The organism is Weissella viridescens (assembly GCF_001437355.1).
GTDB classification, from domain to species: Bacteria; Bacillota; Bacilli; order Lactobacillales; family Lactobacillaceae; genus Weissella; species Weissella viridescens.
Genome location: NZ_JQBM01000001.1, coordinates 501800 through 527087, shown reverse-complemented (window position 1 = coordinate 527087; position 25288 = coordinate 501800). Strand labels below are relative to the sequence as shown.

Annotated in this window: 27 protein-coding genes and 2 tRNA genes; 22 read left to right on the top strand and 7 right to left on the bottom strand. The window is 39.8% G+C overall.

Going from position 1 to position 25288, the window contains the following annotated elements; genetic code table 11:
• Nucleotides 1–86 precede the first annotated feature (86 nt).
• The 3 genes from IV50_RS02540 to IV50_RS02530 all read left to right on the top strand — a co-directional run bounded on the left by IV50_RS02540 (nucleotide 87) and on the right by IV50_RS02530 (nucleotide 1522).
• Nucleotides 87–160, top strand: a tRNA-Pro gene (locus IV50_RS02540).
• Between the two features lie 103 nt (nucleotides 161–263).
• A complete protein-coding gene (locus tag IV50_RS02535; protein ID WP_057744598.1) occupies nucleotides 264–563 on the top strand; it encodes a hypothetical protein in 300 nt (99 codons plus the stop codon).
• A gap of 8 nt (nucleotides 564–571) precedes the next feature.
• Nucleotides 572–1522 (top strand): ADP-ribosylglycohydrolase family protein, encoded by a 951-nt coding sequence (locus IV50_RS02530; protein ID WP_057744596.1) that lies wholly within the window; start codon nucleotides 572–574, stop codon nucleotides 1520–1522.
• 17 nt (nucleotides 1523–1539) lie between these two features.
• Here IV50_RS02530 and IV50_RS02525 read toward each other — a convergent pair whose 3' ends face one another.
• Nucleotides 1540–4410 (bottom strand): YfhO family protein, encoded by a 2871-nt coding sequence (locus IV50_RS02525; RefSeq protein ID WP_057744593.1) that lies wholly within the window; start codon nucleotides 4408–4410, stop codon nucleotides 1540–1542.
• 164 nt (nucleotides 4411–4574) lie between these two features.
• On the opposite strand from IV50_RS02525, the gene IV50_RS02520 reads away from it, so the two are divergent.
• From IV50_RS02520 to IV50_RS02490, 7 genes are all read left to right on the top strand, one after another.
• Entirely contained in the window at nucleotides 4575–5996 is a 1422-nt protein-coding gene (locus IV50_RS02520; RefSeq protein WP_057744590.1) for an aspartate ammonia-lyase, read from the top strand.
• A gap of 146 nt (nucleotides 5997–6142) precedes the next feature.
• Complete coding sequence (locus tag IV50_RS02515; protein WP_057744587.1) at nucleotides 6143–7126, top strand: mannose/fructose/sorbose PTS transporter subunit IIB; 984 nt, start codon at nucleotides 6143–6145, stop codon at nucleotides 7124–7126.
• 37 nt (nucleotides 7127–7163) lie between these two features.
• Nucleotides 7164–7976: a PTS mannose/fructose/sorbose transporter subunit IIC gene (locus tag IV50_RS02510; RefSeq protein ID WP_057744584.1), complete on the top strand. Its 813-nt coding sequence runs from the start codon at nucleotides 7164–7166 to the stop codon at nucleotides 7974–7976.
• A gap of 18 nt (nucleotides 7977–7994) precedes the next feature.
• Entirely contained in the window at nucleotides 7995–8960 is a 966-nt protein-coding gene (locus IV50_RS02505) for a PTS system mannose/fructose/sorbose family transporter subunit IID (protein ID WP_233119727.1), read from the top strand.
• Nucleotides 8961–9029: 69 nt separating this feature from the next.
• Nucleotides 9030–9416, top strand: a complete 387-nt coding sequence (locus IV50_RS02500) for a hypothetical protein (protein WP_057744580.1) — start codon at nucleotides 9030–9032, stop codon at nucleotides 9414–9416.
• A gap of 89 nt (nucleotides 9417–9505) precedes the next feature.
• Nucleotides 9506–10393, top strand: coding sequence for a DNA/RNA non-specific endonuclease (locus IV50_RS02495; protein WP_057744577.1), 888 nt, complete (start codon nucleotides 9506–9508; stop codon nucleotides 10391–10393).
• A gap of 97 nt (nucleotides 10394–10490) precedes the next feature.
• Nucleotides 10491–11012 carry an HdeD family acid-resistance protein gene (locus IV50_RS02490; RefSeq protein ID WP_057744574.1) on the top strand — a complete coding sequence of 174 codons (522 nt, stop codon included), beginning with the start codon at nucleotides 10491–10493 and terminating at the stop codon, nucleotides 11010–11012.
• 212 nt (nucleotides 11013–11224) lie between these two features.
• On the opposite strand, the gene IV50_RS02485 is transcribed toward IV50_RS02490, so the two are convergent.
• Nucleotides 11225–11506: a hypothetical protein gene (locus IV50_RS02485; protein WP_057744571.1), complete on the bottom strand. Its 282-nt coding sequence runs from the start codon at nucleotides 11504–11506 to the stop codon at nucleotides 11225–11227.
• Nucleotides 11507–11798: 292 nt separating this feature from the next.
• Here IV50_RS02485 and IV50_RS02480 point away from each other — a divergent pair, with 292 nt between their 5' ends.
• From IV50_RS02480 to IV50_RS02460, 5 genes are all read left to right on the top strand, one after another.
• Complete coding sequence (locus IV50_RS02480) at nucleotides 11799–12872, top strand: ABC transporter ATP-binding protein (protein ID WP_057744568.1); 1074 nt, start codon at nucleotides 11799–11801, stop codon at nucleotides 12870–12872.
• 23 nt (nucleotides 12873–12895) lie between these two features.
• Nucleotides 12896–13774 (top strand): carbohydrate ABC transporter permease, encoded by an 879-nt coding sequence (locus IV50_RS02475; protein WP_057744565.1) that lies wholly within the window; start codon nucleotides 12896–12898, stop codon nucleotides 13772–13774.
• A complete protein-coding gene (locus tag IV50_RS02470) occupies nucleotides 13764–14582 on the top strand; it encodes a carbohydrate ABC transporter permease (RefSeq protein ID WP_057744561.1) in 819 nt (272 codons plus the stop codon). Before IV50_RS02475 ends, IV50_RS02470 begins: the two co-directional genes overlap by 11 nt.
• A gap of 66 nt (nucleotides 14583–14648) precedes the next feature.
• Nucleotides 14649–15980, top strand: a complete 1332-nt coding sequence (locus IV50_RS02465) for an ABC transporter substrate-binding protein (protein ID WP_057744558.1) — start codon at nucleotides 14649–14651, stop codon at nucleotides 15978–15980.
• A gap of 2 nt (nucleotides 15981–15982) precedes the next feature.
• Nucleotides 15983–16678, top strand: a complete 696-nt coding sequence (locus tag IV50_RS02460; protein WP_057744555.1) for a glycerophosphodiester phosphodiesterase family protein — start codon at nucleotides 15983–15985, stop codon at nucleotides 16676–16678.
• 148 nt (nucleotides 16679–16826) lie between these two features.
• On the opposite strand, the gene IV50_RS02455 is transcribed toward IV50_RS02460, so the two are convergent.
• Nucleotides 16827–16898 (bottom strand) — tRNA-Arg (locus IV50_RS02455).
• Between the two features lie 145 nt (nucleotides 16899–17043).
• On the opposite strand from IV50_RS02455, the gene IV50_RS02450 reads away from it, so the two are divergent.
• The 7 genes from IV50_RS02450 (at nucleotide 17044) to IV50_RS02420 (ending at nucleotide 23044) form a co-directional block, all read left to right on the top strand.
• A complete protein-coding gene (locus tag IV50_RS02450; protein WP_057744553.1) occupies nucleotides 17044–17427 on the top strand; it encodes a helix-turn-helix transcriptional regulator in 384 nt (127 codons plus the stop codon).
• Entirely contained in the window at nucleotides 17417–17872 is a 456-nt protein-coding gene (locus tag IV50_RS02445) for a hypothetical protein (protein WP_057744550.1), read from the top strand. The genes IV50_RS02450 and IV50_RS02445 overlap by 11 nt, the downstream gene beginning before the upstream one ends.
• A gap of 117 nt (nucleotides 17873–17989) precedes the next feature.
• On the top strand, nucleotides 17990–18199 hold the full coding sequence (locus IV50_RS02440; protein WP_057744547.1) for a hypothetical protein: 210 nt from the start codon (nucleotides 17990–17992) through the stop codon (nucleotides 18197–18199).
• 149 nt (nucleotides 18200–18348) lie between these two features.
• Nucleotides 18349–19359, top strand: coding sequence for a type I glyceraldehyde-3-phosphate dehydrogenase (gap, locus tag IV50_RS02435; RefSeq protein WP_057744544.1), 1011 nt, complete (start codon nucleotides 18349–18351; stop codon nucleotides 19357–19359).
• 116 nt (nucleotides 19360–19475) lie between these two features.
• Nucleotides 19476–20699 (top strand): phosphoglycerate kinase, encoded by a 1224-nt coding sequence (locus IV50_RS02430; RefSeq protein WP_057744540.1) that lies wholly within the window; start codon nucleotides 19476–19478, stop codon nucleotides 20697–20699.
• A gap of 140 nt (nucleotides 20700–20839) precedes the next feature.
• On the top strand, nucleotides 20840–22672 hold the full coding sequence (gene lepA / locus IV50_RS02425; RefSeq protein WP_057744538.1) for a translation elongation factor 4: 1833 nt from the start codon (nucleotides 20840–20842) through the stop codon (nucleotides 22670–22672).
• 129 nt (nucleotides 22673–22801) lie between these two features.
• Nucleotides 22802–23044 (top strand): type B 50S ribosomal protein L31, encoded by a 243-nt coding sequence (locus IV50_RS02420; protein WP_057744535.1) that lies wholly within the window; start codon nucleotides 22802–22804, stop codon nucleotides 23042–23044.
• Nucleotides 23045–23216: 172 nt separating this feature from the next.
• Here IV50_RS02420 and IV50_RS08055 read toward each other — a convergent pair whose 3' ends face one another.
• From IV50_RS08055 to IV50_RS02400, 4 genes are read right to left on the bottom strand one after another with little or no spacing between them, the layout of a single operon-like run.
• The gene (locus IV50_RS08055; protein ID WP_057744533.1) at nucleotides 23217–23666 is read right to left on the bottom strand and encodes a tyrosine-type recombinase/integrase; all 450 of its coding nucleotides are present in this window, start codon (nucleotides 23664–23666) and stop codon (nucleotides 23217–23219) included.
• Nucleotides 23632–24276, bottom strand: a complete 645-nt coding sequence (locus tag IV50_RS02410) for a hypothetical protein (RefSeq protein WP_057744529.1) — start codon at nucleotides 24274–24276, stop codon at nucleotides 23632–23634. Before IV50_RS02410 ends, IV50_RS08055 begins: the two co-directional genes overlap by 35 nt.
• Nucleotides 24277–24331: 55 nt before the next feature.
• Nucleotides 24332–24730 carry an ImmA/IrrE family metallo-endopeptidase gene (locus tag IV50_RS02405; protein WP_057744526.1) on the bottom strand — a complete coding sequence of 133 codons (399 nt, stop codon included), beginning with the start codon at nucleotides 24728–24730 and terminating at the stop codon, nucleotides 24332–24334.
• Nucleotides 24731–24733: 3 nt separating this feature from the next.
• Nucleotides 24734–25087, bottom strand: coding sequence for a helix-turn-helix domain-containing protein (locus IV50_RS02400; RefSeq protein ID WP_057744522.1), 354 nt, complete (start codon nucleotides 25085–25087; stop codon nucleotides 24734–24736).
• Nucleotides 25088–25288: the final 201 nt, after the last annotated feature.

Genomic DNA, 25288 nt, shown 5'->3' with positions numbered 1-25288 from the left:
GACTCAAAATCCAGTTCCCTTCTTGGGAGTGTGGGTTCGATTCCCACCGACGGCATAATCCCATTTGGGATTTTTTATTTACATTTCGGGACGTAGCTCAGCTTGGTAGAGCACCTGGTTTGGGACCAGGGGGTCGCAGGTTCGAATCCTGTCGTCCCGATAATTAAAAAGAGACTATCTCACAAGATGGTCTCTTTTTTGTTATCAATAATAAAAACAGTTATAATAAGCCTAGAGAAAATGAAAAAAGTAAGGACAGACAAATGAGTGAAACGATTACAAATGAATCTTTTCAAGACTTAATAGATGATTTAACAGTAGATGGCCCAGTTGTTGGAGAAAAGAAGTTTGATATTGATAATTTCTTCCAACTAAAAGATCCGGAGGGGCAAACCACAGAATTTTCACACATCGATATTTTGAGGCGGGCTGATGAGACATTCTGGATGCCTTTGGAAACTGATCGCCACACGATAACCAATATTACTGATTATGAAATTTTCATCAATAAGTCAGAAAAATGGGTAACAATCAAAGATTGGTTTGATACGGAAGAGATATAGGGGTTGAGATGGCAAACGAATTATTAAGACGTGGTATGTACGGATTTGCAATGGGTGATGCTTTCGGCGTTCCATATGAGTTTAATGCGTCCAATACAGAAGTTTCCACTGAAATGCAAGGTGGTGGTGTAAATAACCAATTACCGGGGACATGGAGTGATGATACGAGTTTGACTTTAGCTACCATCACAGCGTTGACTGGTGAATACGATTTAAAGGCAATTATGCAGAACTTTGATGATTACCTTTATGAAGGCCAATATACGCCAGATGGGGTTGCTTTTGGTTATGGCGATGAAACAGCCGCGGCAATCAAACATTTTCATGAGACAGGCAAATATGGTAATTTTGGGCTTAATAATCCATTGGGAAGTGGAAACGGAGCCCTAATGCGCATTTGGCCACTAGCTTTTTATGCATATCCAGCCCAGATGACTTTGGAACAAATAGTTGATGCAGTAACTGGATTAACACATGGTCAGATGCGATCAAAATTGGCCTCACGTTTTTTTGTTTACTTTATCCGTGTACTGGCCCGTCGTGGTGATAGTGAGAAAGCTATCTTACAGGCTATTCGTGCGATTAATCGTCAACCAGCCGTCCAAGAATTATTAAAACAAGAAGAAATGGGTTGGTTGGTGACTGATGCAACTGTCACACCGACTGATATTGTGAATAAAATTAAGCTTCAAGACCAGGCAAAGTTAGCGACGAGTGGTTACGTTTTGGATACACTCAATGTCGTCCTGTGGGCGAGCCTAAACTTTCAAGATTATGCTGAAGCCGTTCATGCTGCCGTTCAAATAGGTGGCGATACAGACACAAATGCTGCACTTGTTGGTCTGGCTTTTAGTTATATTGACAATGACTTCCCTGACAACTGGTTGTCGAGATTACGTGCAAAAAATAAAATTGAGAGCGTCCTTATAATTGCAGATGAAGCAGTTAAGTTTGATTAGATGTTTGAAAAAAGCCATTAGTCGGCATGACTAATGGCTTTTTTGTTGATTAATGTAACTACCCCGAATATAAGTAATAAAACAAGACCAAGTAGTGAGAGATACTGTCCTAGTTTCAAACCAGGTGTTTGATAGTTTAACAAGATGTCGTTTTTACCGGTGTGTAATTTTATACCGACAAAACCTTCATTAATTTTAATCACTTGATTATTGGCAGAATGCCAACCCTTAGAATAAGGAATTGTTGTGGCTAAAATCTGATTTTTAGATCCAGTTACCTGACCAGGAATTTGATCTTTTTGTATATTTAACGGAACAGCTTGTTTTTGTGCTTGCTGTGATACTTTTTTAAACGGCTGTCCGGTTGGAATGGCTTTAACCTTAACATCAAAGGTATATTGACCAGGTTGACTAAAGGTAAATGGTAAATATGCTGTGTTTTTAACATCTGTCGCAGTCCCTAAATTTAAGGTGATATTCTGCTTAGGATTATAGAAGGATAGATTTTTCTGTCCTGTTTGAACAAATGTCTGGTTGTTTCCAGCATAACTAGTGGTAAATGTATAACCACTCACGTTCTTACCAATTGTATCAAGATGCTTTCGACGCCAATTCCAATTAAAGGCGCGGTCATTGGAACGATAATCCAGTGGATTTCTTGGATTGTTATTCTGTTCAATTTTCGCATCTCGGTAACTGTTCGTGGCATACTTTGCGCGTTGGTTAAAATTAGCTGGTTTAAAATGTAGGTTGGTGATTTCTAAATGCAACTCATGGTTATCTAACGTTGCATTCGGCTTGAGGTAGATACCTTGTTCATCGGATTCACGACTAGGTGTGTAATTGAAATGAACTTTGTCTGTGTAACGCTCCTGTAAGTTGGAACGAATTGAGGTAGTGGTTACAGTACGTTCAAATTGTTGTTTTGAAGTGTGTTCAGTTACGGCATTTGTTACCACACTATCTGCTAAGTAGGCTTCACGATTTGTCGTATCTGCGTGGTTAAATGTCTTTTCACTGACGACATATTTTGGTAGATAAGCTAGCGGATAAACTGAGTCACTTTGTGTGACGGTTTGTCGATTAATCGTAATCGGTGGCGTCAGTTTTTGATAACTGGCGGGTGAACCAGACTGTGGATTGGCATACCAATATTTAATGCCAAGTACATTCGATAGCACATTTCTTCGGTCAAGATTGCTAGTAATATCATTATTATTAGTTTGTGGTAATGCTAAACGTTTCATTAGCTGATTTACTGCACCATTTTGATAGGACCAATATGACTCCGCATTGTGTGCGTGACTATTGAGAGCTAAATTCGTTGCTGGTGCAGGGTCAATCTCTGAATCAGATCCAAGTTGCGTATCAATATATGAACGGTATAGCGTTGATGGAACGGGTGTGTTTGCTTCACCACGTGCTTTGGCTAAATCAGCATCAATGTTTTCATCAAAATAATTTGCTTGTTGGTCAACCAGTTTTTGAACATTTTTATTTGATAGCAGCGCGCTTTTTTCAGGGTTTAAATCAGTCATATGGTTTTGTTGCATGATCAATATTGCATTCAAGGCCACAACACCTAAGAGAGCGTATAGACCCACTTTGTGAGAAATTGCCCAGTAAAGACAAAAGATAGTGAGTACCCCAATGAAAAGCATATTCGCAAAATTGGCATGTAAGTCAAAATTATTGGTGAATAGCATTGAAATAAAGATAATAACGCCCACGCCGGTCATCCAATAGAAGTCCTGTTTCCGTAATTCAGTTAGGTGATTTAACAAAAGGACGACGCTAAGTGCGAGGGGAAGACCTAACATAAAAATCCAACGATTTGATGGCGATGAGCCACCATTCATGAGGGCAGCGCCCGCTGGAAATAGTAAGAAGAGGCCAGCCATACCAAAGACCCAACTAAGCAGTGGATACGTTTTATAGCGGCGCAAAATATATAGAATTGCGATAATGCCAATATCTGAAAAACCACCAGTTAACCAAAAATTGGGACTTTGTGCGTTACTAATCAGATTACCGGGCAGGGATAGATAATAGTTCAAAGGATATAAGGTCAGCCCATTCGCAAAACGGTACTGACTTCGTGCAGAGTCCAACGTCCCAATTATGCTTGGTAAGAAGATGAGCATGGGCAAAAGAAAGCCAACAACAGTACTTGAAAGGGCACGCAGCCACATCTTTCCATTACGCCATGAGTGGTTCAAACTGATGCGAAGGACAAAGAAAATCGTCGCTCCAATAGCCATCATAAAGGCGAAATAATAATTATTCCACAGAGTCCAACTAATCATTAAAACGGCTGGAAGCCATTTTGGTTTTTGGACATCAATTAAATTATCAATGGCGACAATTAATAGCGGAAAGATAATTAGTGGATTAATAAAGTATGGGTGTGAAAACATACTTAACGCAAGATACCCACTAAACAAGTAGACTAAACTACCAATAGTATTGATAACGGGGTGCCAGTATTTTGTAAAATGTCGTACAGCCACTAAAAAGGCCAAGCCTGCACAAAAAAGGCGAACGACAATCATGATTGAGTAATAACTCACGACATGCTTGCTACTGATGAACGCAGCACCGTAACTAAAAATGTCACCGAGTGTATAGTAAGCAAACGTTTGATAATAATCGGACCCTAAACCAATTTGAAAATTCCATTGACTTGGCCAATCCCCAGTTGCCAAGAGATGGTGTAAGTCTTTCTGCCAATGAATTAAGGCAGGTAAATGTTGCGAGAGCCCATCGGCTTGCCATATTAAACTCGTGTCAGTAAACCAATATGGTAAAAGAATGGTGCCGACGACAATTAGAAACATGATTAAATAGGTAGGTAGATTACTTTTCCACCAATTTTTTCGGTTAATCATAAGAACTCCTCGATAGATAGTGTTTCTATTATAGCATTTTCCGATAGTTTAATTAATTGAACCAGAATTCGTGTCGCATTAGTTTACATATTCTTTAAAATGACTTGAAGGCGTTGGTCGAATTGTTTAAAATAAGAAAAACGATAACAGGGGAAACAATAAAAATGCGAATTGAATCAGATTCATTAGGACAAATGGAAGTACCAGATCAAGCTTACTATGGTATCCATACGATGCGAGCTTTAGAAAACTTTGCAATTACCAAAGATCATGTAAATGCGAACTTGGTTAAAGCCTTGATTCAAATTAAAGCAGCTGCCGCAAAAGCTAATAAAGGGGCAGGGACGTTAGATACTGATGTTGCGGATGCCATTTTGACGGCAACTGATGAATTGTTGAGTCAACCTGTTGACTATGAAAATATGTTTCCACTTGATCCAATTCAAGGTGGTGCGGGAACAAGTATGAACATGAATGCCAATGAAGTTATTGCCAATGTTGCTTTAACAAAATCAGGGCATGAAAAAGGGGAATATCAATACATTAACCCTAATGATCATGTGAATAAGAGCCAAAGTACCAATGATGTCTTTCCGTCTGCGGGAAAATTAGCGCTTATTCATATTGTGAAACCACTAATGTTGGAAATTGAAAAGCTCATGGCTGCTTTAGGATCTAAGGCGGAAGAATTTGAAGATGTTTATAAAATGGGACGCACACAGCTCCAAGATGCTGTGCCAATGACCTTGGGAAATTCATTTCATGCCTATTTGAAGCCACTTAAGCGTGATTTGAATCGAATTGATAAGGCACAAGCTGATTTACATGTATTAAACCTTGGCGGTTCTGCGATTGGTTCAGGAATTAACGTCTCACGATATTATCAAGAACATATCATTCCTGAATTGAACGCAGTGACGGGACTAGAACTAGAGCAAGCCTCAGACCTATTTGATGCAACACAAAACTTGGACAGCTTCTTACAACTTTCAGCGGCGTTAAAATCATTAGCGGTCGATCTTTCAAAAATTGCAAATGATTTACGTTTGTTAAGTTCGGGACCACGTTCGGGCCTTAATGAAATTAATTTACCAGCTCGTCAAGCAGGTAGTTCAATCATGCCTGGGAAAGTTAACCCAGTGATTCCTGAGGTTGTTAACCAAGTTGCCTTTGAAGTGATGGGAAATGATATCACTGTCACGAATGCCGTTGAAGCGGGACAACTTGAATTAAATGCTTTTGAACCAGTGATGTTATATCGTTTATTTGCTTCAGTTGATCATTTGACACAGGTATTGAAAACATTCCGTGAAAACGCGATTACGGGTATTACACCAAATGAAGAACGCTTAGAACAAGACATTGATTTATCGATTTCATATACAACGGCAATGGCAGCTATTATTGGATATCAAAAGGCGTCCAACTTAGCTAAGCAAGCTTTGAAAACAAATCGACCTCTACGTGAGTTAGCCGAGGAAACAGGTGAGTTTACTGAGGAACAATTAGATGAAGTTTTCGCAGTTGATAAAATTGTTAAGAACGCACGAACACCTGAACATGGCCTTGTTTTCAAGAACAGTTAGGAATATGGCGCAAAGAGACCAGGAAACTGGTCTTTTTTTTATGAAAATCTATTTTATGAAAACGTTTACAAAACAAGAATAGTCATGTAGAATAAAGTTTGTAATAAGGATCAATGGATCCAGAACTTTTTAAAGGAGAGGGCGCTATGGTTAAATTCATAATTGCAAGTCATGGGGAATTTGCCAAGGGAATCCAACAATCAGGTGAAATGATTTTTGGACAGCAAGAAGATGTTGAAGTGGTTACTTTCATGCCAAATGAAGGACCAGAAGATTTGATGCAACACTTCACGCAAGCACTTGGGGAAGCAACAGAGACTGGCGAAGTATTGTTTTTGGTTGATTTATGGGGAGGATCACCATTTAATGCAGCATCACGAATTCAAGCGGAACATCCAGAACGGATGGCGATTATTACCGGATTGAATTTGCCGATGCTCATCGAAGCATATGGGGCCCGTTTTACAATGGAAAAAGCGAGTGAGATTGCGCATGCTTTAATAGATGTCGCACAAAATGGAATTAATACAATTCCAGAACGAACACAAACAACTGAAGAAGCACCTACAGAAGCAGATGCAGCCATGGAAACAACACCAAGCGCGCCAGCGACCGACATCAATAAAGTTGAGCATACGGGTGAAGCAACGATGGATATTCGGTTGGCTCGAATTGATTCACGGTTATTGCATGGTCAAGTTGCCACAGCTTGGACGAAAGCCGTTCAACCAGATCGCATCATTGTTGTTTCTGATACAGTCGCACATGATGATTTGCGAAAGACATTACTTGTACAAGCAGCACCAGTTGGTGTAAAGGTAAATGTTGTACCAATTCAAAAATTAGTGGATGTATGGGATGATCCACGATTTAAGGGACTCAAGACCATGTTGCTTTTTGAAACACCACAAGATGTTGAAAGAGCAGTCGCAGCTGGTGTTAAATTAACAGAAGTTAACATTGGTTCAATGTCACATTCTGAAGGAAAGCGGATGGTTACGAATGCCATTGCCGTTGATAGCGCAGATGTGCAGTGCTTAGAAGAGTTGCGAGCACAAGGAGTTAAATTTGACGTTCGTAAGGTACCAAGTGATCCAAGTAAAGACATTTTCGCTTTATTGAAAGATTAATCATGGAACCTAAACGCTATTAGAGGAGGATAAACGCATGATTTCAGCGTTTTTTGTAGTATTAATTTCATTTTTGGCGGGGATGGATGGCATCTTAGATGAGTTTCAATTCCAACAGCCAATTGTTGCAGCAACACTGATTGGTCTAGCCAATGGGCATGTAACTGAAGGAATTATTTTGGGGGGAACTCTTCAAATGCTCGCCCTAGGATGGATGAACATTGGAGCTGCCGTGGCCCCCGATGCAGCTTTGGCGTCGGTTGTCTCAGCCTATCTAGTTACCGGACCAGCCCAAGTTAGTGTCTATGAAGGAATGGCGATTGCGGTTCCGCTAGCCATTGCTGGACAAGTCTTAACGATTGGTGTACGTACCTTAACAGTTGTTTTGGCCCATGTCGCTGACCGACAAGCCGAAAAGGGAAGCTTACGTGGTCTCGATGCGGTGAATATGGCGGCACTGACCTTACAAGGTTTGCGAATTGCGATTCCAACGATTATCGTTATCGCAGTTGGCGCAGGCCCAGTTAATGCAGCTTTGAATGCAATTCCAGATGTCATTACAAAGGGATTAGCCGTTGCCGGTGGTTTCATTGTGGTAGTTGGATATGCCATGGTTATCAACATGATGGCCACGCCGGAACTATGGCCTTTCTTCTTCTTGGGATTTGCCCTTTCTGCAGTAACCGAATTGAATTTGATTGCAATGGGAATTATCGGTTTGGTTTTGGCACTTATTTACCTACAACTTTCACCACGATTTAATGGTGGAAATGATGGTGGTGGAAGCGAAGGTGGTTCAAGTTCAGGATCATCTGGTGACCAAATTGATGCAATTTTAAATAATTACTAGGCTTGGGGGAAGAGTACAATGAGTAATTCAGTACAAGAAAAGCAAGTACAAATGAACGAGGTTCACCTAACAAAGGGTGATCGTTATGCAACCTGGTGGCGTTCAACTTTCCTCCAGGCGGCTTGGAACTATGAGCGTATGCAAAACGTTGGTTGGGCTTATGCCATGGTACCAACAATCAAGCGTCTTTATAAAACAAAAGAAGATCGTGCTGCGGCACTTAAGCGGCACTTAGAGTTTTTCAACACACATCCATATGTGGCCTCACCTATTCTTGGTGTCGAAATGGCGATGGAAGAGCAAAAAGCTAATGGCGCTGATATTGATGATGAAGCCATTAACAGTGTTAAAGTTGGAATGATGGGACCTTTAGCTGGTGTAGGTGATCCAATCTGGTGGGGAACAGTTCGTCCAGTTTTGGGAGCCTTTGCAGCGGGGTTAGCACAAAGTGGTCAAATTCTTGGACCAATCATCTTCTTCGTTGTTTGGAATATCATGCGTATGGCCTTCTTGTGGTACACCCAAGAATTGGGTTATCGTGAAGGAACAAATATCACCCAGAACTTGGGTGGGGGGATGATGCAAAAGTTAACCACTGGTGCATCGATTCTAGGAATGTTTATTATGGGAGTGTTGGTTCCGCGTTGGACCACGATGAATTTCCCAATGGTACTTTCTAAGGTTAATTTGCAAAAGGGTAGTTATGTCGATACAGATGCACTTGCCAAGCAAATTAATACAGGACACCTAAGTCCACAAACAATCACTGATATCGCTGGTAAAATTAAAGGTGGTCAGAATTTGGGGGCCGTTAAAATTACGACGGTTCAAGATACATTGAATCAATTGATCCCAGGATTGGCACCATTGCTTTTGATGTTTGTCGTTCTATGGCTACTTCGTAAGCATGTTTCACCAATTGTAATCATCTTCGGATTGTTCGCTGTTGGAATCTTAGCCTATGCCTTAGGTATTATGGCTTAATCTAAAAAAACTGGTAGCTTCTACCAGTTTTTATACATAATCGTTAAATGAAAAGGGAGGCTGTGCGCTATGGCACAAGAAACCAAACAACCCGAATTAAAAGCACCAGCCAATGCGTTGTTATCACCAGTTAATATTCAACCGGGATACCTATTTTATGGAACAAAAGGAATTGAATTTCGTTCTAATAAAGGTGGCTACATTATTGTCCCTTGGGAGCAAGTTGAGTACGTTAGTTTAGAAATCATTTTAAATGTCTACTATCGTGGTATTATCATTAAAATTAAACCAAATCAAAAGGTTTCAGCGGGTCAACCTGATATGTCAGGCCGCACGTTAGAATTTGTAGGTGGTAAGCCCAAGCGTGCTTTACCAATCCTTCAAGAACATCTAGCGCCTGATCAAATCCGCCATCGCTTAGGAGTTTTTGCCCGGCGCAAAGCAAAAAAATCATGATATTTTAAAAGCCAATGATGTTAATTGGCTTTTTTTGTGGTTTAATAGAGTTTTAGGTTAAACTTAACAAAAGGATATGAGGAACACACATGGCAAGACGACGTAAAAAACAAGGTATGAACGGCAAGAAAATCACTATTGCTGGATTGGCTGTTGCTGGTGCATTATTGGTTGGTCAACACTTTGGCTTGATTTCAGAAGACCAAGTTAAGCAGTTTAGTCAGAGTACCTACTTACCAAAAAACACATCCACTCGTAGTAAAACAGGATCACTTAAAATGAGTCAATCTGGCGGCGCAAGTGTGCACCCAACACAGACACAAGCTGCTAGTGTTGTTACGCCAAATGTTAAACAGCAATTAGGGGCCAATAATCTACAATTTAATGGTTCTGGTGCCTACGTGATTAATAATAATCAAAATGATTTAAATGCCAATGTTACTGTTGCGCCGTACGTGCAGTTAGCGCAATTAGATCAAAAGGGACGACCAGGGGTGGCAAACGCATATTTAAACAATACAAGTCGGGAATACCGAAAGCGTGAACATACGGGGAATGATAAAAAGATCAATCCAATTGGTTGGCATCAAATGCGGTTAAATGGTGACCAAGTATTATACAACCGCGGTCATTCGATTGCCTATGCGTTAGCTGGTGGTGTTAAGGGATTTGACGCTTCTGAAGCCAATCCACGAAACATCACGACCCAAACAACTTGGGCTAACCAAGCTTCGAATGGGGATCCTAGTAACACAGGTCAAAATTATTACGAATCGATTGTCCGTAAAGGGTTAGATCAACATAAAACAATTCGTTATCGCGTGACGCCAATTTATGATGGGGCTAATCTAGTACCATCAGGTTCCAAACTAGAAGCTAAGTCGACGGATGGTAGCATTCAATACAATGTGTTTATTCCAAATGTGCAACCAGGGGTAACGATTAACTATGCGAATGGTACTGCAACTGCCAGTTAAATTTTAATGGTTTTTAATGGAGTTTTGATTAAAAACTGACGATATGGTATCATAAAGCCTGTTATAAAAAAGTAATATTAACTATTGGAGGGTTATTATGAACCAGAGTAAAGGTTTTGACATTTTCAGCCTAGTGCTTGGAATTTTGTCACTCGTTCTTGCGTTTGTTGTTTTGAAGTTCCCTGGTGGATCTTTGGCAGCAATCGTAATCGTAATCGGAATTTTCATGATTATTGATGGAATTTTGCATTTCTCACAACGTGGACACCTACGTAGTATTGGAATGAAGAGTACAGGAATGTTAACATTCCTTGCTATTTTGGATATTATCGTTGGTCTTGCCATCATTATCTGGCCTGCTAGCTTTGGTGCTATCTACGTTTGGATCTCCGTTGCCATTGGTATGGTAATGGATTCATTGTTCGAACTATGGGCAGCTAAGTACATTAAGCAAGTTGGTAAGGGATACTACTGGTTTGTTGTTATCATGGCAATCATTGGTCTTATCCTTGGAATTGTAATGATGTTCAGCCCAGCCTTTGGCTTGTCATTTGTTGTTGCTTTGTTGGCAGCATACTTGCTTGTCTTTGGTGTTATGGAAATCGTTAAGGCGTTCTAAGACGCTTAAAAAAGCAATCACTACGGTGGTTGCTTTTTTTGTGCACTAAATACAGGAGCGTTTTAATTAGACTAAACCCGCTAAAAAATAGGTCTATAATTTAAGGCGCTTTTTTTCACACGTTTCATTCTCACCGGGGTCATCAAAGCATCAAAATCGAAACCACAAAAAAAGTAGACCGCATTTGCGATCTACTTTTTATTTACTGTTAATTATTTTGATGAAGCGTCTGAATCAAGGCTTCCGATAAACTTTTCGAGTTCCTTTTCATCAGCAAGAGCTTCTTTTTCATCGTACTTACCGTACTTACCGATTTCACTCAAGATGTGCTTAATTTCGTGAATAGCTTTGTGCTCGTCGTACCATTCTTTAATTGAATGTGACTTTGAATCAGATTCCAATGTGTCAAGCTTGGCAATTGAATCATCTAACTTTTCAATTGTGTCAGCAATATTTGAAACAACCTTTTGTTCTTTTTCAGTATAATCAGCCATGTGTAAAATCCTCCATCTATTTTGTGTTGCAACTATGTTACAAATTCATTATAACACGATTGCGTTTTAATGAAGCTTAAATTTGATAAATTGATTTGTATAACAGATATATTTCAAATGAAGGTGAAATATTTACAATAAAGCGTTTTCATGAGTTTTGACCCTTATTTGCTTACACCGCGGGAAAAGTCTTTACCTGTTTACTAAAGTAGATTTACAAAGACTTGCTAAAGTTAATCTTGTAATAAACATTAATTAACCAATTGGTTACAGGAGAAGGGATTTAAGGCGCATGTCAATTAAGTTAAAGCACATAAAGAAAACATATGACAATGGAGAAGAAGTTTTAAAAGATATTAATACTGAAATTGAGGATGGCCAATTTTATGTACTAGTGGGTGCGTCAGGATCTGGGAAAAGTACCATTTTAAACGCAATTGCTGGTTTTATTCCAATTAATGATGGGACCATTGAAATTGATGGACGGGATGTCACTAATCTACCACCTAAGGATCGGCATTTAGCAATGGTGTTTCAAAATTATGCGCTAATGCCAAATTTAACCGTATCCGAAAATATTATTTTTGGGTTAAAGGCTCGCCATGTGGATAAGGAAGTGCAACAGGAACGTTTAAATGAAGTTTTACAAACAGTTCATTTGACTGAGTACAAGGATAAGCGACCTACAAATTTATCGGGTGGGCAACGTCAACGCGTTTCCTTAGCACGTGCATTGGTCTCAGACGCAAAAGTCATTTTGATGGACGAACCGTTATCAAATTTAGATGCGAAACTACGCGCCGAGATGCGTCGTGAGATTCGAGCGTTACAACAGCACTTGGGGTTAACTGTTGTTTATGTGACCCATGACCAAACAGAAGCTATGACTATGGGTGATCAAGTGATGCTATTGAACCAGGGGCGCATCGAACAGATTGGTGCACCGTTAGATCTGTATAATGCACCAGCGAATACTTATGTAGCCGATTTCTTTGGTTCACCTGCCATAAATTTGCTTGATGGGCAATTAATGGGAAATCGTCTCCAATTTGTTAATGGTGTTGAAATAACCTTTAACCATGAATTGGCTGGTCCTGTCCGAATTGGTGTTCGTCCTGAAAGTGTCCGGTTAACACCTCAAGGCGCTTTTAGGGGACGGATTACACATATTGAACCACTAGGTGATGGGACAAACATTTCGGTTGAAATTGGCGCAGCAGAGCCATTTAGATTGAAGGTGAGTGACCAATTAAATCTGCGAACAGGTAATGAGATTGCCTTTGATATCTTACCAGATCAAATGATGTTGTTTGATGCAGATGATCGTTTAGTTGGGCTTGGTCCAATCAACGAATTGGCCGTTTAAGTAAAGGGTATTAAGGGAAAATAATGCAAAAGAAACAGAATTTATTAGCGTTGGTCTTATTACTGCCTTCAATAGTCGTTTTGGGGATGTTTGTTTTCTATCCCATGATTAAAACATTTTGGTTGATCACCCAATTAACTGATTTGATGGGGAACCCAATTAAATTTGTCGGTTTCAAAAACTTTATAAATCTATTTCATTCAGATAGCTTTATGACATCAATTACGGTTACGATGATTTTTGTCATTGCAACTTCAATCTTTACAGTACTATGCGCCTATTTTTTGGCAATCCTAGCGAGTAAAAAAATGCGAGGTATGGGGCTTTTCCGAACAATTTTTTCAGCAACAATGGGGATTTCGGTAACTGTAGCTTCAATTTTGTGGTTATTTATGTTTAATCCCCAAATTGGTCTATTTAGTAAGGTCCTTGCCGCATTGCATTTGCCAGATGTGAATTGGCTGTCGGACCCAGTCTGGGCTTTGGTGGCTATTATCGGCACAACCGTTTGGATGAATATTGGGTTTGCTTTCCTAATCTTATTAGGCGCAGTTCAAGCGATACCAACGGATCTATACCAAGTGGCAGATTTGAATGGTGCTTCAAAGTGGTTACGTTTACGTAAAATTACTTTACCAGCGACTGAACCAACGCTATTTTTTGTGATGGTTGTAACGTTGATTAATGCTTTCCAAACTTTTGGACAAGTCGATATTTTAACAGCTGGTGGACCAGACTATCATACGAATCTTTTAGTTTACTCAATTTATCAGGATGCGTTTGTAAATCATACAATCGGTCGTGCAAGTGCCGAATCAGTCGTGTTGACGGTTATTATTATGATCTTTACGTTTATCCAATTCTACTTAAATAAGCGGAAGGCGGCTAAATATGCAGGTTAATCGAACAAAACAAATTGGAAACTATCTATTATTGAGTGTGATTGCCATCATTTTGATGGTTCCGCTTTTACTGGGAATTTCTTTGAGTTTGTCATCAAGCAGTTCCATTTCACAAGGTAACTTGTTTCCTCAAAAATTAGTGTTTAGTAATTATGTCCGTGTCTTTACTGACACACACATGGCACAATTCTTGCTGCATAGTTTAATCGTGTCAGGGGTGGTGATGATTGGACAATTAGTTCTATCAATTTTAGCTGCCTATGCGTTCGTCTTTTTAGATTTCAAATTTAAAAAGACTGCGTTTGTTATTTTTTTGAGTACGATGATGTTACCGTTCGAGTCGCAAATTATTCCAAACTTTAATTTGATGCGTGATTTAAATCTGCTCAACACTTATTCAGCAATGGCCTTGCCATTTTTAGCATCCGCTTTTGGTACGTTTATGATCAAAACAAGTTTCGAGCAGTTGCCTCCTGAATTGAAACAATTGAGTCAGATTGAAGGTCTATCCCATTTCCAGTTTATAACAAAGGTGGTGATGCCATATTGTAAGATAAGTTTGATTACTTTTGCGTTATACAGCTTTCTAACAAATTGGAACATGTATCTATGGCCCTTAATTTCGACGGATAATGATAAAGTACGTACGGCGCAAATTGGGTTACGTCAAATGCGCGCTCAGGATACGGCCAGTAATTGGGGTTTGATTATGGCAGCAACCATTATCGTTGTTATTCCAACAATGCTGATTATTTTCTTTGGTCAAAAATATTTTAAAAATGGTTTAACGAGTGGTGTGATTAAATAGCAACACGCACCCAACAGTTTATGAGCTACGATATAACATCAAAACGATTAATAGGAGAATCAAATCATGTTTAAACATATCGCGAAGTATTCTATTTTACTAACAGTTGGCGTGGGAGCAGCGATGCCTTTGGCAACGGTTCATGGAAATGCAGCCAGCAAGCCTGAAAAAATTACTTTTTGGCACTCAATGACCGGCGAGACGCAAAAGTCAATCGAACGGGTGGTCAACGATTTTAATCAATCGCAAAATGACTATAAAGTTGTTCCTGAATTCCAAGGGCAATATGTTGAAGCTTTGCCCAAATTTCTATCAGTAGGTGGCACCAAGAAAGCCCCAGTCCTTTTCCAATCGAATGAAATTTCAACAAAACAATTGGCAACCTCAGGTATGATTGAACCGATGGAAACGATTACTAAAAAGTATAAGTATGATACTTCAGACATCCGTGAAAACATTCTTGATTATTATCGCGTTGATGGAAAATTGTACTCAATGCCCTTTAATTCAAGTGCCCCTGTCTTGTATTACAACAAGGATGCCTTTAAAGCAGCCGGAATTGATGAACTACCCAAAAGTCCGACTTATGAACAAGTGACGGATGCAGCTAAACGGTTAAAAGAAAAAACAGGTAAAGCAAAACTTTCTATTTTACCGTATGGATGGAACTTTGAAGAATTGCTAGCCAATCAAAATCAAGAGTTAGTGAATAATGGGAACGGTCGAAAAAAGACAGCGACTAAGTCAACGTTCAACAATGCTGCTGGTAAGAATATTTTAAATTGGATCAAGACAAATGCAGATGCCAAAACATTGGTTGATTATGGCACTGGGGCAAATGCGGCCGATAACGAGCTATCTGGCTTTACGTCAAAGCAAATTGATATGTTCATGAATTCATCTGCATCACTTGGTGATATTAAAAAGAATGCTAAGTTTGATGTTGGTGTGACTTACATGCCGCATCCAGAAAATAAGCCAGCTAATGGTGTGGCAATTGGTGGGGCCAGCATCTGGCTTTCAAAGGGTAAGTCTAATAAGCAAGAAAAGGGCGCAGCAGAATTCTTAAAGTTTGCAACTTCTCCAAAAGAACAAGCCCAATGGTCAATTGATACGGGCTACTTTGCGATAAATAAGAAGTCTTATGACACCAGGTTACTTAAGGATGCGTTCAAAAAAACGCCTATCTTGGCAGCTCCAGTTGATCAACTCAAGGACACCAAGAAGAATACTGCGTCAGCTGGTGCCTTGATTACGGCAATGCCAAAAGAACGTGTGAATACACAAAATGCCATGGAAAATGTTATCAATGGTAAAAATGTTAATAAGGAACTTGCGAAGGCTGCTGAAAAAACAGACGCCGATATTAAGTCGGCCAATGAGCAAGCTGGAGAATAGTTATGGGAAAGACAACCATTTTTGGGCACCGTGGTGTCCCCAGAAAATATATTGAAAATTCAATTGACGGGTTTGAGTATATTGCCCAAAAAGGTGAGGCAGTTGAATTTGACGTGCATCTAACGAAAGATTTTCAGCCGATAGTTATGCATGATGAAAAAATTGATCGTACAACAAATGGACACGGATACATTAGAGATTATACTGTGGCAGAGTTAGCCCAGTTTCACCTCATGCCTGATTTGCAACGCCCACAACAAAGGCAGGGGAAGCAAAGCGCGATACAAACCTTAGAACGAGTGTTACAGATTTTTCAAAAGACGGAAAATATCCAGTATCCAGGGATTGAGACGTTGGTCTTAGAAGCAGTGCATAGATTTGATCTTGCAGAACAAACTGTTTTTTCATCTGCTAATTTAGGTAGCGTTAAGCGCATCGGTAGATTAGATGAACGACAGCAAATTGCCTTAATTAGTGAGACGCCGATATCCCGTCCGCTAGATTTTATGGTACGAAATCAATTAGATGCTTTGCACTTAAAGCGTTCGGTAATGCTAAATGAGGTGACCAATCGACAGCGTATCTGGACCATTGATGATACACCAACGTTAAAGCAAATTTTCGAGCGTGGTTATGAAGGCGTGTTCACCGATGATTTTGAAAATGCGCACGTCTTGAGGCAGGCAATCGGTAACTGAATGTGTTTGGTCACCATTTAAAGTGCCAAATAACTTAAAATAAAAAAGCCCTGATAGATACTCAATTACGAGAAATCTATCAGGACTTTTTATTGTGTATATACGTAACACAAATAGCTATAAATCAATATTTGTAACGACTTAAGAATGAACCCGGCGGGAATCGAACCCACATCTCCAGAACCGGAATCTAACGTGATATCCATTACACTACGGGTCCAATAACTACTCGTCATATTATAGCCGAGCAATTAAGCAAAAGCAATTCATAATATTACAATTAGGTTAAACCTTGCATTTTATTAAGTTTCCCTTTATCATAGCTAATATAGAATATAAATGACAAAATACGAAAAGGTGACACTATGGCAAGCTCAGAAGGAAAAGACATCATGGGGCGTAATATTAAGCGCCTTTTGAAACAACACGGTATGACAGCAGCGAAGTTGTCAGAAGTCGTAGGTGTATCAACGGCAACAATTTCAGATTGGTGTAATGGAAAGACGTATCCGCGTATCAACAAAATTGAACAGATGGCAGAGTACTTTAATGTATCAAAGTCTGAACTCGTTGAAGATCCAGACCAAATGGCCAATGCAACTGTCTCAGAGGAACCAGCACTCATGGCAGCACATTGGGGCTTAGATATTTCAGGATTACCTGATGATGAGCGCCAACGTGTTGTTGACCGTGCTAAAGCATATGTAGAAGGTCTCATCGCAGATTACGAGGATCGCAATGCAAAATAATCGGTATGAGGATTTACTCATACGGGTGGAAAATGATTTAGCAGAACGCGGGATGCCAGCAACAATCTTGGACACGATTCCACTGCAAGAAAATTCAGGACTAGCAGGAGTCACGTCAATAAAAGATGGCAAAGTATATATCTTCATTGATAAAGCATTGTCGACCTTTGAGAAAGCTGAAACACTTGTCGAAGAATATTTTCATGCGATTTCAGATTTAGGGGACTTGTTAGATTATCAGTCGACACGTGCACAAAATAATGAAGTGTCTGCACGTGAGTCGGTTTTAACTTATATGACCAGTGCAGAAGACTTAAAACGCGTGGCAAAACAGCACCCAGACATGCCTTTAGCACCATGGATGTTGGAAGAAGCTTTTGGGTATCCAATAGATTTTGCTCAGGCAACTTTAGATTTCTACCGTAGGAGTGGCGAATTAAATTAAACCTATTGCAATTAGTTTAAACCTAATATATACTTAAAGAGTAGCTTAGCTTAATTGCTGAGCTTTTATTTAAACCTAAAGTTAAGTTAAAGTTAATTAAAAAGAGGAGTATTTATTATGCCAATTCAAAATATGATCGGAATTCTAACAGTGGTTGTTGTGTTTATCACAGTGCTTATTATCGTTCGCATGGCAGTTATCGGCCTTACACCAGTTTTCAAGGGTGTCGGAAACCTCATTATGAAAAATATGTCACAAGAATTGCGTGTCACGCTAAGAAACCATGAAGATGCCTTGCAAGACGTCTTGGATTGGAAAATAAAGTAAGCAGACAAACGCCTTGCGTATCGTGATTAGCAGTCACATGATGTGTCCGCAAAAAAACGGTCTGAAAGTTTGCGAATTGTTAAACAAAGTCGTATAATAATACTTGTAAAAAAGTTTACGAAATGAAGTTCTGGGAGGAATCATTTATCATGACTGTAAAGATTGGTATTAATGGATTTGGACGTATTGGTCGTTTGGCATTCCGCCGTATTCTTGAATTAAAGGATGCTGCAGATGACATCGAAGTTGTTGCTATCAACGACTTGACTAACCCTGCAATGTTGGCATATTTGCTAAAGTATGACTCAACTCATGGTACATTGGACGCTGAAGTTTCGGCTGACGAAGATGGTATCATCGTTGACGGTAAGAAGTACCGTGTTTATGCTGAAAAGAATGCTGCTGATTTGAAGTGGGTTGAAAACGACGGCGTTGACGTTGTTTTGGAATCAACTGGTTTCTACACTTCAAAGGAAAAGGCACAAGCTCACTTGGACGCTGGTGCCAAGAAGGTATTGATCTCAGCACCTGCTGGTGATATCAATACTGTTGTTTACGGTGTTAACCAAGATATCTTGACTCCAGAAGATAACATTGTTTCTGCTGGTTCATGTACTACTCAATCATTGGCTCCATTGGCTGATGCATTGAACAAGGAATTTGGAATTGAAGTTGGAACGATGACAACTATTCACGCTTACACTTCAACACAAATGATCTTGGACGGACCTCGTGGAAGCAAGCCACGTAACAACCGTACAGCTGCTGCCAACACAATTCCTCACTCAACTGGTGCTGCTAAGGCCATCGGTTTGGTTGTTCCAGAATTGAAGGGTAAGTTGAACGGACATGCACAACGTGTACAAGTTGTTGACGGTTCAATTACTGAATTGACAACTATCTTGGACAAGAAGGTTACTGCAGAAGAAGTTAACGATGCAATGAAGAAGTACGAAACTCCATCATTCGGTTACAACGGTGATGAAATTGTTTCTTCAGATATCATCGGAGACACACACGGTTCTGTCTTTGACCCAACTTTGACTGAAGTCGTAACAGCTGGTGATCACCAATTGGTTAAGACTGCTGCTTGGTATGACAATGAATACGGTTTCACTTCAAACATGATCCGTACTTTGAAGCACTTGGCAGAGCTTTAATAAGCGATTCAGTTCGTTAAAAAAACAGGGGGTTTAGTGTAAACTGAATCGCCTGTTTTTTTCAAAAAATGTTATAATTACAGATATAAAAGTATAGAAAGAAGGAAGTTCTTATTATGGCTAAGTTAACTCTTGAAGACTTGGATGTTAAAGGTAAGAAGGTTCTAATGCGTGTTGATTTCAACGTGCCATTGAAGGAAGAAAAAGGCGAAGTTGAAGTTGCAAACGACAACCGTATTAAGGCTGCATTGCCATCAATTAAATATGTTTTGGATAACGGTGGACGTGCCGTTGTATTCTCACACTTGGGTCGTGTAAAGACTGAAGATGATAAGAAGAAGTTGTCAATGAAGCCTGTTGCACAACGTTTAGCTGACTTGTTGGGACAACCTGTTACATTTGTTCCTGCAATTGAAGGTCCAGAATTGGAAGAGGCTGTTAATGGTCTTGATGATGGACAAGTTCTTGTGTTTGAGAACACACGTTTTGCCGACGTTCAAGATGGTGTTGAAACAAAGCGCGAATCAAAGAATGATCCTGCACTTGGTAAGTACTGGGCTTCATTGGGTGATGTATTCGTCAACGATGCCTTCGGTACTGCACACCGTTCACACGCGTCAAACGTAGGAATTGCATCTAACATTGATCAAACTGCTGCTGGATTCTTGATGGAAAAGGAAATCAAGTTCTTAGGTGGTGCCGTTACAGATCCAAAGCGTCCATTCGTTGCTATCATCGGTGGTGCCAAGGTTTCTGATAAGATTGAAATTATCCAAAACCTTTTGAAGAAGGCGGATAAGGTTATCGTTGGTGGTGGAATGGCGTATACATTCGACGTTGCCAATGGTAAGTCAATCGGTAACTCATTGTTTGAAGCAGATAAGGTTGACTTGGCTAAGAAGTTAATTGATGAAGCTGGTGATAAGCTAGTTTTGCCTGTTGATGCTGTTGCAGCCGATAAGTTTGCTAACGATGCTGATACTTACATCGCTGATGATGGTATCAAGGATGGTTACATGGGTCTTGATATTGGACCTAAGTCAATCGAATTGTTTGATTCTGTTTTGGATGATGCAAAGACAGTTGTTTGGAACGGACCTATGGGTGTGTTCGAAATGCCTAACTTTGCTAAGGGAACTTTGGCAATTGGTGAAAAGCTTGCTGAAGTTACTAAGAAGAATGATGCAACGACTATCGTTGGTGGTGGTGACTCAACTGCAGCTGTTCAACAACTTGGAATTGCTGACCAATTGACACACATCTCAACTGGTGGTGGTGCTTCACTTGAATACCTTGAAGGTAAGGAATTGCCTGGAATTGCTTCAATTTCAGATAAGTAATTCATTTTAAATAAAAAGCGAACAACTATTTTAGTTGTTCGCTTTTTTATTTGCAGTAAACAATGGCAAACCTAGGTTATCAACGGTATAATGAAAGGTACTAGCAAAAATAAAATTTAAACTGAAGGAGCGCATAAAAAATGGATTTAGAAGAAATGAAAGCGCGCCAATCACGTATCCGTAATTTTAGTATCGTTGCCCATATTGATCATGGAAAATCGACAATTTCCGATCGTATCTTGGAATCAACGCATACAGTTGCAGAACGTGATATGCAAAATCAATTATTAGATACAATGGATCTTGAACGTGAACGTGGCATTACAATTAAAATGAACTCAGTCGAGGCTCACTATGAGGCCCCGGATGGTGAAACATACATCTTTCATTTAGTTGATACACCAGGTCACGTCGATTTCTCATATGAGGTTTCACGTTCGTTGGCGGCTGTTGACGGTGCAATTTTAGTTGTTGATGCTGCGCAGGGTGTTGAAGCACAAACTTTGGCTAATGTTTATTTGGCCATTGAAAATGATCTTGAAATCATTCCAGTTATCAACAAGATCGATTTACCCGCTGCAGATCCTGAACGTGTTCGTGAGGAAATTGAAGAAGATATTGGAATTGATGCTTCCGATGCTGTTATGGCTTCTGCAAAAGAGGGAATTGGCATTCCAGAATTGTTGGACCAAATTGTTTCGAAGCTGCCAGCGCCTGAAGGTGACCTTGAGGCACCGTTACAAGCGCTTATCTTTGATTCAGCCTATGATTCATACAAGGGTGTTATCTTAACAGTTCGTGTTCGTGAAGGCGTTATGAAGCCTGGAGATAAGATTCGCTTTATGAACTCCGGTGCTGAGTATGAAGTTACCGAAGTTGGTATCAATTCTCCTAAGCCAATTAAACGTGAATATTTAATGGCGGGTGATATTGGTTATGTTGCTGCCTCAATCAAGAGTATTCGTGATGCACGTCCTGGTGATACGATTACAACGATTGATAATCCCGCGGCTGAACCACTACCTGGATACCAGCCAATGACACCAATGGTTTATTCTGGTCTTTATCCAACAGATAACGCACGTTATAACGATTTGCGGGAAGCTTTGGAAAAGCTACAATTAAACGATGCGTCGCTTGAATTTAAGCCTGAGACGTCGCAAGCGCTTGGATTTGGATTCCGTACCGGATTCTTAGGCTTATTGCACATGGATGTTATTCAAGAACGTTTGGAACGAGAATTCGATCTTGATTTGATTACTACCGCACCATCTGTAACGTACCATGCGTATAAGACTGACGGTGAAATGGTTGAAGTTTCTAATCCGGCAGAAATGCCTGATGCTGCCGAAATTAAGAGCATTGAAGAACCATACGTTGCTGCGCAAATTATGGTACCAAATGATTACGTGGGAACGGTTATGGAATTGGCACAAAGTAAGCGAGGCGAGTTCGATACAATGGAGTATTTGGACAAGCAACGTGTCAACGTCAAATACTTTATGCCGCTCTCTGAAATTATCTTTGATTTCTTCGATAAATTGAAGTCATCAACACGTGGTTACGCATCATTAGACTATGATTTGGCGGGATACCGTCCATCTGATTTGGTCAAGGTCGATATTTTGTTGAATGGTGATAAGGTCGATGCGCTAAGTTTTATCGTGCATCGTGACTTCGCACAATCACGTGGTCGTCTAATTACCTCAAAGCTAAAGGATATTATCCCACGTCGTAACTTCGAAGTGCCGATTCAGGCAGCAATTGGTTCAAAGATTATTGCGCGTTCAACGGTTAAAGCCTACCGTAAGGATGTTACCTCAAAGATTCACACTGGAGATCCAGATCGACGGGCCAAGTTGCTTGATAAGCAAAAGAAGGGTAAGAAGCGTATGAAGTCAGTCGGTTCGGTTGATGTTCCGCAGGAAGCCTTTATGGCCGTTATGAGTGCCGAAGAATCTGACGAAAAATAGCTGAAATTTATCCAGAAAAACAATTCTGGACTACCAAAAGTTTTAAAAATATGGTATTATAATTCAGTTAACTTAAATAGAAAACTGACTCTAGCATTTAGGTGCTAGGGCGATAAGGAGAAATTGATAATGAAGCCTAATATTCATCCAGAATACCACCAAGTGGTATTCGTTGACTCAACTACTGGTTACAAGCTTTTGACTGGTTCAACTCGTACATCAGACGAAACAGTTGAATACGAGGGTAACACTTACCCAATGATTCGTGTTGAAATCACTTCAGATTCACATCCTTTCTACACTGGTAAGCAAAAGTTTACTACTGCCGATGGAGCTGTGAACAAGTTCAACAAGAAGTATGGTTTGAAGTAATCATACTTTCTCATAAACGCTGGTATGACGGTATAAACGCCGTTGTATCAGCGTTTTTGTTTTGTTTAAAAAGGTAAACTTGAGTAAGTAAAAGTATATAAAATTTTGTGAAAATTCTGCTCAATTGAATTTTTTTATTTTTATTTTGCGCAAATTCTGCGCAAAACCTACACTATGAAATGAATAAATTCAGCGTTTTTTCGTCCTCTGATTCACGTTTGTCTTTTAGAAGGTGAAAGTAGGTTTTTTCTGTGATAGATACATTATTGTGTCTTAGTCGCTCACTTACATAGGCAATGTCGACACCGTTTTTGATTAGATAACTAGCGTGTGTGTGACTAAATCCGTGAAAGGTGATTCTTTTCGCATGGATCACTTGAAGAATTAATTTTAAGACCCTAGTGTAATAATTTTGTTCATGATTATCACCTAGAAAGTGGGCAATTCGAATGTAAGGGGTCAAAAATGTTCTGAAGTATAAAAGAAATCTAGCATACTTCAAGCCGATTTGAGTTAATTTTATATAAAAAAAGAGCCTTTTTAAGACATGCTCAAGTCTGTGTAAATATAGTACGATGAAATTAATTTTAGTCGCCTTTTCCGATTTTTTGTCCTTTTTCATCAAATGAATCACCATTCGCATCATTATGAATGTGGGTACCATCTTCTAAAGTGAAATCGGCATTTGGTGTGCGAGCCTTTTCCGCATAGGTGGAGTCATCTGTTTCGTTAGTCGCGTCTGTTTCAACTAATTTACCATCTGCGGTCTCAGTTAAACGACCTTGTTCCAAACCATACATATTTTGCATCTCACCACTTGTCATACCTGCGCCAATTGAACTGGCAGTTTGCAATGATTGAGCGACACTCATCCCATCATGTTCTCTAAGATAACGGGCATAAGTCATGCCGTACTTTCCAATAAATGTTGCAACATCCATTGAAGCTGCGTCAGATTGAACGGAACTAGTTGAAGTGCTTGTCGCTGTGACTTGATGGGAGCTTCCTTCAGTCGAAGTGCTTGTTTCAGATTTCTTTTTTGCTGACTGCTTAGATTTTGCTTTCGCATGGGAGACTGATTTTTGTTTCTCTTGTGAAGATTTTTTTGACTTTGACGAAGCGATTTCGGCTTTTTTGGTATCCTGTGAGTAAATGTATTCATATGATCCGAAACCTGCTGCTCCAATTAAAATGCAGCCAGCGATAAGCCATGTTGCCCAGTATTTATGCATGTGTGTAACTCCGTTTCAGTAAGGGTGTTGAGGGGATTTGTTTTGGTCTAGGAACTCAGTCATAAATAATCTCTTTGACGAGTGGTTCAAACCAGCTTGGTAAACCAAACTCATTCATGAAGTCGGACCAATTGCGGTATTCATTTGGCGTATCGCCATAAACTAGGTGTGCAATCATACGGATAGCATGTGCATTAGTTTCACGTTCAACCTTATTCTTAATGTACGGTGAAAAAGTGTACAAGAAGGAGGGCTGTGAAAATTGAATATGACAAATTTCATGAGCAAGACGAAATGCAACACTAATCGATGATTGATAATTATGATTTAAGTTGATCACCTTTTGACGACAAAAAGCGACGTCAGGGTCGTTGCTGGTGCCGCTAACCTCTTTGATGGAAATGTCTGAGGCATCCGCAACTTTTAACAGCGCAGCGAATAATTCTTCGTGCATAGGCTATTGCCCGCTATCTTTCAATCCGTTTAGCATTGTAAGAAGCGCCTTTTTATAGTCGTCTGACAGTGGCTGCCCATCAAACATAGCCATGCCTTCTTCCGATAAAACTTGATCGAGCTCTACAGGTTGAGCGTTATGTGATTTAACTGGAGTTGGTGTTGAGGTATCTCCGGCAAGATAATCGACGGATACGCCCAGTGCATCCGCAACCTTTTTAATGGTGTCGTATTTTGGCTCAACCCCTTGGTTATATCGATATAGCGCGTTTTCAGATAGTCCGGCTTTCAGAGCAGTTTGTTTGAGTGAAAGCCCGCGTTCATTCGCGACACGCTTAATGTTTTCAAAGGTACTCATGGTAGTGTCCTTTCTTTATTTGGATGTAAAGTACACAAAAGTGTACTATAATATTGACTTATTACACCGTTGTGTAATAAGATAGATATATCGTTAAGGCAACGCAGTTAGTCTGTTCGACAGAATAGTCGTGATGACGCAAAGAACTGTGATTTTTACTGTACCTCAATGGTACACTGTAGTGTAATTTTAGTCAAATAT